Annotated in this window: 14 protein-coding genes and 1 pseudogene; 14 read left to right on the top strand and 1 reads right to left on the bottom strand. The window is 70.3% G+C overall.

Going from position 1 to position 8,275, the window contains the following annotated elements; all coding sequences use genetic code 11:
- The 14 genes and pseudogenes from DFR74_RS36205 to DFR74_RS26190 form a co-directional block, all read left to right on the top strand.
- On the top strand, nucleotides 1-372 hold a 372-nt coding region (locus DFR74_RS36205; protein ID WP_170160800.1), incomplete at its 5' end, for a hypothetical protein.
- Complete coding sequence (locus DFR74_RS26250; RefSeq protein ID WP_067505053.1) at nucleotides 372-581, top strand: hypothetical protein; 210 nt, start codon at nucleotides 372-374, stop codon at nucleotides 579-581. The genes DFR74_RS36205 and DFR74_RS26250, both read left to right, overlap by 1 nt.
- Nucleotides 574-1,125: a hypothetical protein gene (locus DFR74_RS26245; RefSeq protein WP_067505050.1), complete on the top strand. Its 552-nt coding sequence runs from the start codon at nucleotides 574-576 to the stop codon at nucleotides 1,123-1,125. Before DFR74_RS26250 ends, DFR74_RS26245 begins: the two co-directional genes overlap by 8 nt.
- A complete protein-coding gene (locus tag DFR74_RS26240; protein WP_067505047.1) occupies nucleotides 1,125-1,481 on the top strand; it encodes a hypothetical protein in 357 nt (118 codons plus the stop codon). Before DFR74_RS26245 ends, DFR74_RS26240 begins: the two co-directional genes overlap by 1 nt.
- Nucleotides 1,474-1,812: a hypothetical protein gene (locus DFR74_RS26235; protein WP_067505044.1), complete on the top strand. Its 339-nt coding sequence runs from the start codon at nucleotides 1,474-1,476 to the stop codon at nucleotides 1,810-1,812. Before DFR74_RS26240 ends, DFR74_RS26235 begins: the two co-directional genes overlap by 8 nt.
- A 212-nt stretch (nucleotides 1,813-2,024) precedes the next feature.
- Nucleotides 2,025-2,390, top strand: a complete 366-nt coding sequence (locus DFR74_RS26230) for a hypothetical protein (protein ID WP_113975290.1) — start codon at nucleotides 2,025-2,027, stop codon at nucleotides 2,388-2,390.
- Nucleotides 2,387-2,788: a RusA family crossover junction endodeoxyribonuclease gene (locus tag DFR74_RS26225; RefSeq protein WP_113975289.1), complete on the top strand. Its 402-nt coding sequence runs from the start codon at nucleotides 2,387-2,389 to the stop codon at nucleotides 2,786-2,788. The genes DFR74_RS26230 and DFR74_RS26225 overlap by 4 nt, the downstream gene beginning before the upstream one ends.
- Nucleotides 2,789-2,792: 4 nt before the next feature.
- Nucleotides 2,793-3,017 (top strand): hypothetical protein, encoded by a 225-nt coding sequence (locus DFR74_RS26220; RefSeq protein WP_147265932.1) that lies wholly within the window; start codon nucleotides 2,793-2,795, stop codon nucleotides 3,015-3,017.
- Nucleotides 3,018-3,020: 3 nt separating this feature from the next.
- On the top strand, nucleotides 3,021-3,617 hold the full coding sequence (locus tag DFR74_RS26215) for a hypothetical protein (RefSeq protein WP_067505037.1): 597 nt from the start codon (nucleotides 3,021-3,023) through the stop codon (nucleotides 3,615-3,617).
- Complete coding sequence (locus DFR74_RS26210) at nucleotides 3,614-4,594, top strand: hypothetical protein (RefSeq protein WP_067505034.1); 981 nt, start codon at nucleotides 3,614-3,616, stop codon at nucleotides 4,592-4,594. The genes DFR74_RS26215 and DFR74_RS26210 overlap by 4 nt, the downstream gene beginning before the upstream one ends.
- The gene (locus DFR74_RS26205) at nucleotides 4,591-5,376 is read left to right on the top strand and encodes a DNA polymerase beta superfamily protein (RefSeq protein ID WP_067505031.1); all 786 of its coding nucleotides are present in this window, start codon (nucleotides 4,591-4,593) and stop codon (nucleotides 5,374-5,376) included. The genes DFR74_RS26210 and DFR74_RS26205 overlap by 4 nt, the downstream gene beginning before the upstream one ends.
- Nucleotides 5,377-5,897: 521 nt before the next feature.
- Nucleotides 5,898-6,215, top strand: a pseudogene (locus tag DFR74_RS38075) (TROVE domain-containing protein); the annotation flags it as partial.
- Nucleotides 6,216-6,319: 104 nt separating this feature from the next.
- Nucleotides 6,320-7,420 carry a TROVE domain-containing protein gene (locus DFR74_RS26195; RefSeq protein ID WP_084537394.1) on the top strand — a complete coding sequence of 367 codons (1,101 nt, stop codon included), beginning with the start codon at nucleotides 6,320-6,322 and terminating at the stop codon, nucleotides 7,418-7,420.
- A gap of 2 nt (nucleotides 7,421-7,422) precedes the next feature.
- Nucleotides 7,423-7,632, top strand: a complete 210-nt coding sequence (locus DFR74_RS26190; RefSeq protein WP_067505028.1) for a hypothetical protein — start codon at nucleotides 7,423-7,425, stop codon at nucleotides 7,630-7,632.
- Nucleotides 7,633-7,701: 69 nt separating this feature from the next.
- Here the strand turns inward: DFR74_RS26190 and DFR74_RS26185 are convergent, their stop codons facing one another.
- Nucleotides 7,702-8,187, bottom strand: a complete 486-nt coding sequence (locus DFR74_RS26185) for a hypothetical protein (RefSeq protein WP_067505024.1) — start codon at nucleotides 8,185-8,187, stop codon at nucleotides 7,702-7,704.
- Nucleotides 8,188-8,275: the final 88 nt, after the last annotated feature.

The raw sequence follows: 8,275 nt of genomic DNA, 5'->3' as shown, positions 1-8,275 counted from the left end.
CAGTCCACTCGGGTGGACGACAGCGGGCACGTGGTCTGGTGCATCTCTGGGAGCGGGGCGCAGCGGTGGAGCGCCGAGCTGCTCCGCCTGCACCGTGTCGTCACCGTTCTGTGGACACCCGAGGAGGCGTCTGTACAGCCCGACCCGTCTGTGCACCGCACAGACGAAGCGGACCGCACAGACGCCGTCGAGTACGCCGTGCGCGTCGAGCACGTGGACGGGCAGATCGATTACCACATCCACCCCACCGCGCAGTCCGCCATCGACCACGCCCTCACCGCACACCTCGCCGGTGGAGACCACATCGCGGAGGCGGTCCAGTCCCGCCCCGGCGGCGGCTGGGAGCCCGCCCGGGCGACGGAGGTGGACTGATGACCCTCGACCGCACCGGCGACGACATCCCAGACCGCTGCCCCTACGACTGCCGCCGTGGCTGGCTCACCCCCGACGACGCCGACGTGATGCGCGCCTGCCCCATCCACCGGCCCCGCCCCGCCCAGGCCGACACCAGCACCGGCCACATCAGCGCGCGCGCCGCCGAGGCGATCGCGCGCGCCGACCGAGAGGACCGCAATGCCTGAAGAGACCGATGGGTACGGCCTGGTGATGCCGTTCGTGACCGTCGTATCAGCGGGCGGCCCGCACGACGACGAGTCCTATACCGCGGGCTGGGAGATGGGTGCGCTCGACAACCGACTCGCCGGATCGTGGGACGACGTCGCCGCCACGATCCGCACCGCCAACAGGGCGCAGGCAGATCTGATCGCGATGCGGCACGGCTACATCACCGAGGTCGCCACAACCGACAGCAGCGAATGGTTGCACGTCCTGTTCCGCGCGGCCGGTGAGCGAATCGCATTGCAAGGCAATCAGAACGCGGCCGACGCAGCCTCTGTTTGGCGGCCCGTCCGCGTGATCGTGACGCTCGAGGAGCAGGACGCGCTACCCGTGGGGAGTTTCGTCAAGCAGGTCTCCTCCGGCCAGATCTATCAGCGGACGTCGGACGGGTGGATCGACCCGAACGGCGACTGCTGCTTCGACCTCGACCTGCCCCGATTCGAGCGGGTCGACCTCCCCATCGAACTCCTGTGGGATCCGCAGGACGCCAAACGAGAGGAGCCCTGATGGGACACACGATCATCAAACCCAGCCGCGACGAGGACTTCTACGTCGTCTACTCCTCCGTCGTGGACGCCCCGATCCAGTGGGGCACCCGCGCCGAGCTGGAGGCCGGTTACGAGCACGCCCACCCCGACCGGTTCGACCGTGCCGATGAGTGGGGGTCATCCTCGTGGATCGGCTCCCACCACTGGGACCGGCAGAGGGTCATGGTGCGGGAGGGCTTCCGGCCCGGCGCGTACCCGCCGGGCGCGTGGTACGCGACCGTAGCCAGGGCCGACCTCCGCCAGTTCTGCGAGTCCGTGGACTCCGAGGGCTACTGGCATCCCAAGCTGGTCACCTGGGAGTACCCCGATGCCTGATCAGACCCACCGCCGCGCCGCCCACCTCTACCGCGCCGAGGTGTGCAAGGGGCGCGCCGCGCTCGGGCGGCCGTGCCTGTGCGCCGCGTACGCGCGGATACCTGACCGGTGGCGGGCGCGGATAGCCCGCCACCTGCGCGACTTCGCAGACGAGATTCACCGCGACACCGCGCCACTCGCGTTCGGCGGCTACTGGAACCACACCCCGGACGGCATCAGGGTCGTGGTCACCGACGGCATCCAGGTCGGCCCGAGAGTGCCGGGCTGCCCGCTGTGGTACATGGCCGACGACTATGACCGAGCCTGGGAGGGGATGTCCCATGGCTCCTGAGTCTGCCGCCGCGCCTGAGCCGTTCGGTCGGTGGGCGCTCCCCGATCGGGAACGCGACCGCCCTGAACTCCGCCACGGCGCCACTGAGGCGACGCGCTGGGTCCTCACCGAACATATCCAGCACGGGTTCTTCGGTGTCTGCTCCACCTGCGGGCACCCCAACACCTGGACCTCCGAAACCGGCATCACCTGCCCGAACAGGATGGAGCACCATGCCTGAGCCCGCCGACGAGATCCGCGCCCACGCCGCCGAGGTGATCGCCGAGAGCCTGTTCCTCCAATGGTCGGAGAGCCGCGGCATCACGGGGATGCGCTGGGCCAGCTTGGAGTGGGTGATGCAGCTCGCGCACCGCGCCCGCGCCGAACGGATCGTGACCGCGCTCGCGGACGCTGGCCTCCTGCCCACCGCTGTGGAGTGGGGCGGCCGCAACGACAGCAGCAGCCCTCGCCACGTCGAGATGATCGTCACCAGCCCGCACGAGACAGCCCTCCGCCAGCACGCCGCCGCCTACTACCCGGCACCACCGCTCACCATCGTCCGCCGCTATGTCACCTCCTGGCGGGAGGCCGACCGGTGACCCGCATCGACTTGCCGTGGACGCGGCCCCCGCTGTCGATGAACGACCGAGGTTTCACACGCGGTGCGGCGCTCGCCAAGGCACGGATTGTCCGCGAGGTGCGCCAAACCACGCACACACTCGCCACCGCCGCCCGCCTCCCGCGCGGCGTCGCGCACGTCACCGTGCAACTGCACTACCGGCCCCGCGACAACGGCCGCCGCGACACCGACAACCTCGTCGCGACCCTGAAACCGATCTGCGACGCCCTCGCCGCCGGCACCGCGAAGCACCCCGGCTACGGGATGGTGCCCGACGACATCCCGCGCTGGATGGCGAAACCGGAACCGATCATCCACCCGCCAGCAGCGAAGGGCCTACCCGGCGCGCTCTGGCTGGAAGTCACCTGGAAGGACTGACCCCGTGGGATACGCCAGATACGAGCTCCCCGACGGCCGCATGGCCGGGTACGCCGTCGAAGCCGCGTGCGATCATCCTGGCTGCCAGGCTCAGATCGACCGAGGGCTCGGCCACCTGTGCGGCCGCAACCCGGACGGTCACCGCGACCCTGACGAACCGGGCTGCGGCAACTACTACTGCGCCGACCACCAGTTCGCCCACGACTGCGCCGTGCCCGAGGAGGACTGACGATTGACGACCGAACTCGCCCGAGAAATCCTGGACAAGTGCCTGGCCCTGATCGACAACATCACAGCCGAGCAAGCACGAGACAGCCTCTACGACCACCCCGCCTGCAACGACACGGCCACCCACGGACTCGAATACCACCCAGCCACCATCCGGTACGACCAGCACGGATGCACCACCGGGCACCAGTGCGACGCCTGCGTACAGGCCGCCCGTGACCGATTCGCCGTCGTCGTCGGCCACTTCGGATACGCCACTTGCCCTATGTGCGGCGAAACCTTCACGGACTACGCCGGATTCGTCTCCCTGCTGCCAACGGACACCGAGCTGCCGTGGTTCTACCGGCCGCCGCGACTGCAGCTGCCAGTGGGGGAGTCCGCCCGGCGCCTCGCCCTCCCGTGGGGCGTCAGCGCCTACACGTCGGTCACGTTCCCGAGATGGTTCCCCGGTGACCCGGATCCCTGCTCCGGCATGCTGTGGGTGGCCGGGCCGCCGGATAACGGGCTCACGCCGTCGAGCGAGGGACCTCGCCGCGAGGGCGAGGCGTGGGTGCGCCGGATGCTCCGCCCTGACGGCGATGATCGTGGCGGTGCGAGGTGAGCGCGCCCGAGTGCCGTGTCTGCTCGCGGCCTGTCGGCGACAGCGCACCCCTCTGCGGCGAGTGTGGCCTCGCCATCGTCGCTGACCTGCACCAGGTCCCCGCGCTCCTGGCCGAGTGGGACATCACCCGCGCCGGCCTGGCCCGCATGACCTCCGGCCACGTCGGCGGCCGCTCCGCCGAAGCACCGCTGCCGGTACGTCCCGCCCGCGGCCGCGGCACCGTCCTCGAAGGCGACCGGGCTCGCCGGCGCCTCGTCACCGCGATCACGACCTGGACGCGCGTCATCTCCCAGGAACACCGCCTCCAGGTGGACCTCGACGACCCGTACCTGATCGAGGTGGCCACCGAGCTCCGCGGCCCCGTGGTCGCGGACCGCTCCGCGGCCGCACTGCCGCCCGCCCTGCCCGACGCGACGGCCCGCGCCGCCGCCTGGCTGGCCCTGCACCCGGATCTGTTGCGCGCCAACGACTACGCCGAACAGATCTACTCCGACGTCATAGGAGCGGCCCGCGCGGTCGAGGTGTTCATCGATCGGAGGGTGGAGCGCCGCTACCTCGGTGCCTGCGAGGCGGTGCTGGACCGGCAGGGTCTCGTGTGCGGGCACCCGCTGCGCGCCGTCGTCGAGGACAACGGGCGCGTGGCGACCTGGGTGCGGTGCGGCCGCTGCCGCACCCAGTACGAAGTCGCCCAGATCGAAGCCGCCGCCCGCGCGGCCGCCGAGCAGCAGCTCTACACCGTCGCCGACCTCGTCCGCGTCACCGCCGCCATCGGCGCGCCGATCCCGAAACGCACCCTCTACCACTGGGCCCACAAATCGCGTCGCCTCGAACCCCGCGGCTGGCAGCACATCGAGAACGACGGCCGGGCCCGGATCACCGACCACCGCATCTCCGCCGCCGACGTCGCCGTCTACCGCCTCGGTGACGCGCTCGCCCTGGCCCTGCGCCAGAACCAGAAAGGCAACCCCGCAGCATGACCGGCAACCCGCACTCCAGCAGCGAAGCCCGCCGCATCGCCCTCGAAAACACCGTCCTCCGAGGCGAATACGGGTCCAGCGTGCACGGTGTCAGCACCGGCGCCGCCGACCGCGACGAAATGGGCGTGTGCATCGAACCGCCCACCCACGTCATCGGCATCAGCGCGTTCGAGCAATACCAGTACCGGACCCGGCCGACCGGCGTCCGGTCCGGGCCCGGCGACCTCGACCTGACCATCTACAGCCTGCGCAAGTGGGCGCGCCTCGCCGCCCAGGGCAACCCCACCATCCTGCTGCTGATGTTCCTGCCTCCGCACGATCTCGCCGTCACGAGCGACATCGGCGCCGACATCCAGGCGCATCCGGAGCGGTTCATCTCCCGCCAGGCCGCCGCCCGGTTCGCCGGCTACCTCGTCAGGCAGCGCGACCAGCTGCTCGGCCGAAAGTCCAAGAAGCACACCAACCGTCCCGAGCTCGTCGACGTGTGCGGCTTCGACACGAAATTCGCGTACCACATGGTGCGCCTCGGTTTGCAGGGCGTGGAGCTGCTCACCGCCGGCCGCATCACCCTGCCCATCCCGGAGCCGGACCGTACCTGGCTCGCCGAACTGCGCCGCGGTGAGCACACCCAGGAACAGGCGCTCGACCGCGCGACCGAACTCCTCACCCGACTCGACGAACTCGCCGAGTCCTCCGACCTGCCGCCGCATCCGGACCGCGCCGCGATAGACCGGTGGCTGACCGACACCTACGAGTCCTGGTGGCACCGGAAAGCCTCCTGACAACAGGAGGTGTCCAGGAAAGTGGTTTGCCGCGATCGCTGTAACTGCTTACAGTCCCGACGTAAGCAGTTCGGATGTGTGGGCGGGCCGGAGACGGCCGGTTATCGCATGAGGAGCGGGTGGTCGCGGGTTCAAATCCCGTCACCCCGTCGGAAGACGGGGTGTAGCTCAGCTTGGCAGAGCACCTAAAACCCGGTTGGCATAACACGACCGCCCACCTCCGAATCGCTCAGCAGGAAGCGGTGGTGCGGGCCGGAGACGGTCGGTTACCACTTCTAATGGAGAGGACGCGGGTTCGAATCCCGCCGGTACCGAAAGGTGCTGTAGCTCAAGCGGCCTAGAGCGCTAACCCCGGTCGGCATGCCACGCCCGTACTTCCGCTTCCTGCACCTCGCGAACGGAAACGGGCCGGACTCTGCCGGTTATCTTTTGGGGAGATCAAACCCGGTAGACACACACGCCCGTTCTCCCTCGCGAAAACCTACGACACGCCCCCTATCGGGGGCCGAGACGAGGACGAGATGAGCGACATCCTGGCCGGAATCAATACCCGCACCACTCCGCAGAACGAGCAGGCCGACCCCCGCCAGGCCCGCAACAACGCCGGCGGCTACACCTTCCAGGTCACCCCGGCAGTGCGGCTCCGCCGATTCCTCACCCTCGGCACCGAGGGCGGCACCTATTACGTCGGCGACAAGGAACTCACCAAGGACAACGGCGAAGTCACCCTGGAGTTCGCCCGGAACCGTACCGCGGACCTCGTCGCCGAGATCGTCACGATCTCCACCTCCGGCCGCGCGCCCAAGCAGAACCCCGCACTGTTCGCGCTCGCCGCGGCCGCCTCCCTCGGCGACGTCGACGGCCGCCGCGCCGCACTGGACGCGCTGCCGCTGGTCGCCCGCACCGGCACCCACCTGTCTCCGTCGACGACGTCGCCTACCAGATGGTCAAGTACCGGCAGCGCGAAGGCTGGTCCCATCGCGACCTGCTCCGCCTGGCCCACCCCGCTACCGACGATCCCGCCCGCAAGCGGCTGTTCGACTGGGCATGTGGACGCGGCGCATCGCTGGACGGGCTGCGCCTCGTCGAGGGCTTCCAGCGCGCCCAGACCACCCCGGTCACCGACCTGCCGAACCTGGTGCGCGAGTACCGGCTCACGTGGGAGATGCTGCCCGACACCGCGCTCAACACTCCCGCCGTGTGGGAAGCGCTGCTGGACAACGGGATCCCGCAGACGGCGCTGATGCGGCAGCTGCCCCGTCTCACCAACCTCGGCCTCCTCGCACCCCTCGGCGGCCGGACCCGCCAGGTGGCCGGCCAGCTCGCCGACAGCGACCGACTGCGGAAGGCGCGCGTGCACCCCGTGAACGTGCTCGTCGCGCTGCGCACCTACGCGGCCGGCCGCGCGGCCCGCGGCACCAACACGTGGTCGCCGTCGGCGCCGATCGTCGACGCGCTCGACGCCGCGTTCTATGCCGCGTTCGACGCTGTCGAGCCGACCCGCGTCCGGCACCTGCTCGCGCTGGACGTGTCCGGGTCGATGATGGCGCCGATCTCGGGGATGCCGCTCAGCGCGCGCGAGGCCTCGGCCGCGATCGCGATGGTCACCGCCCGCACCGAGCCGTTCCACCAGCTCGTCGGGTTCTCCGGCGCGACCATCGGGCTCGCCCAGCGCCGGATGACCGGGCTCTCCGAGCTCTCGATCAGCCCGCGGCAGCGCCTGGACGACGTCATGCGCACCACCTCTAACCTGCCGTTCGGCCGCACCGACTGCGCCCTGCCGATGCTGTACGCGCTCGACAAGCGCCTCGAGGTGGACGTGTTCTCCATCTACACCGACAGCGAGACCTGGTCGGGTTCGGTGCACCCGCACCAGGCGCTGGCCCGCTACCGCCGCGAGGTGAACCCGAACGCGAAGCTGGTGGTGGTCGGTATGACCTCTACCGGGTTCAGCATCGCCGACCCCGACGACGCGGGCATGCTCGACGTCGCTGGGTTCGACGCCGCTGTCCCGACGCTGCTGGCCGACTTCGCGCGAGGTTGAGCATGGACATCCGCGCGCAACAGGCGCGAGAACACCACCAGGCGGCCGGGATCAGCAAGCAGCAGGCCGCGCAGCACGTCGCCGCCCGCAACCGCCTCATCCGGCAGTTGCGGGCGACCGACCCCGATCGCTGGACCTACCCTGCGTTGGCGCGCGCGGTGGGCTGCACGCCCGAACTCATCGCGGCCGTCGTCCAGGGCCGCACCAGATAATTCGTTTCGTTAAGTACCGATACTGCCCCTGGCCGGACCTCCGGGCCAGGGGCAGTTGTCCTGCGCGGGTCACCCCGCGATCAGCAGGGTGTGGCGAGCCGTCCCGCCCAGCACCACCGCCGCCGCGTGGTCCCGGTCGGTCAGCGTCTTCTGGTCGGCCTCGGAGCGGACGTGCGCACCGGCGCGGGCGAGGCGGGCCAGGGCGGCGTCAACCTCGGCGCGGGGCGCGGCCACCCGATCCCGCAGATCCGCCAGCGCCACCGCGCCCCCGCCCAGCGCGGCGTAAGCGGCGCGGATCGCGGCCTCGGTGCGGTCGGCGGGCATCGCGGCGGCGTCCAGGCCCTGGATCAACGCGGCGCCGTCGTCGGTGATCAGGTGCAGGTAGGTGCGGCCCACGCGCACGGAGTGGATCAGGCGGGCCGCGGCCAGCTTGACCCGGCGAGCGGTGGTGAGCGCGGCGCCCGCGATCCGGGTGACCTCGGTGGTGGTGAGCTCGACGAGCTGGGCCGCCAGGGCGCGGAGGATGGCGGTCTCGGCGGCGGTGATGGTGGTCATCTCGGGCTCCCTGTTCGTTGGCGGTACGGTAATCGTACCACTGGAACTGCGAACGTGCCACTTGTGAGTTGACCGTGCCAGTGGTATG

The sequence above is a fragment of the Nocardia puris genome (assembly GCF_003315035.1).
Lineage (GTDB): Bacteria > Actinomycetota > Actinomycetes > Mycobacteriales > Mycobacteriaceae > Nocardia > Nocardia puris.
The sequence above is the reverse complement of the archived record's forward strand: the minus strand, read 5'-3'. Positions and strand labels throughout refer to the sequence as shown.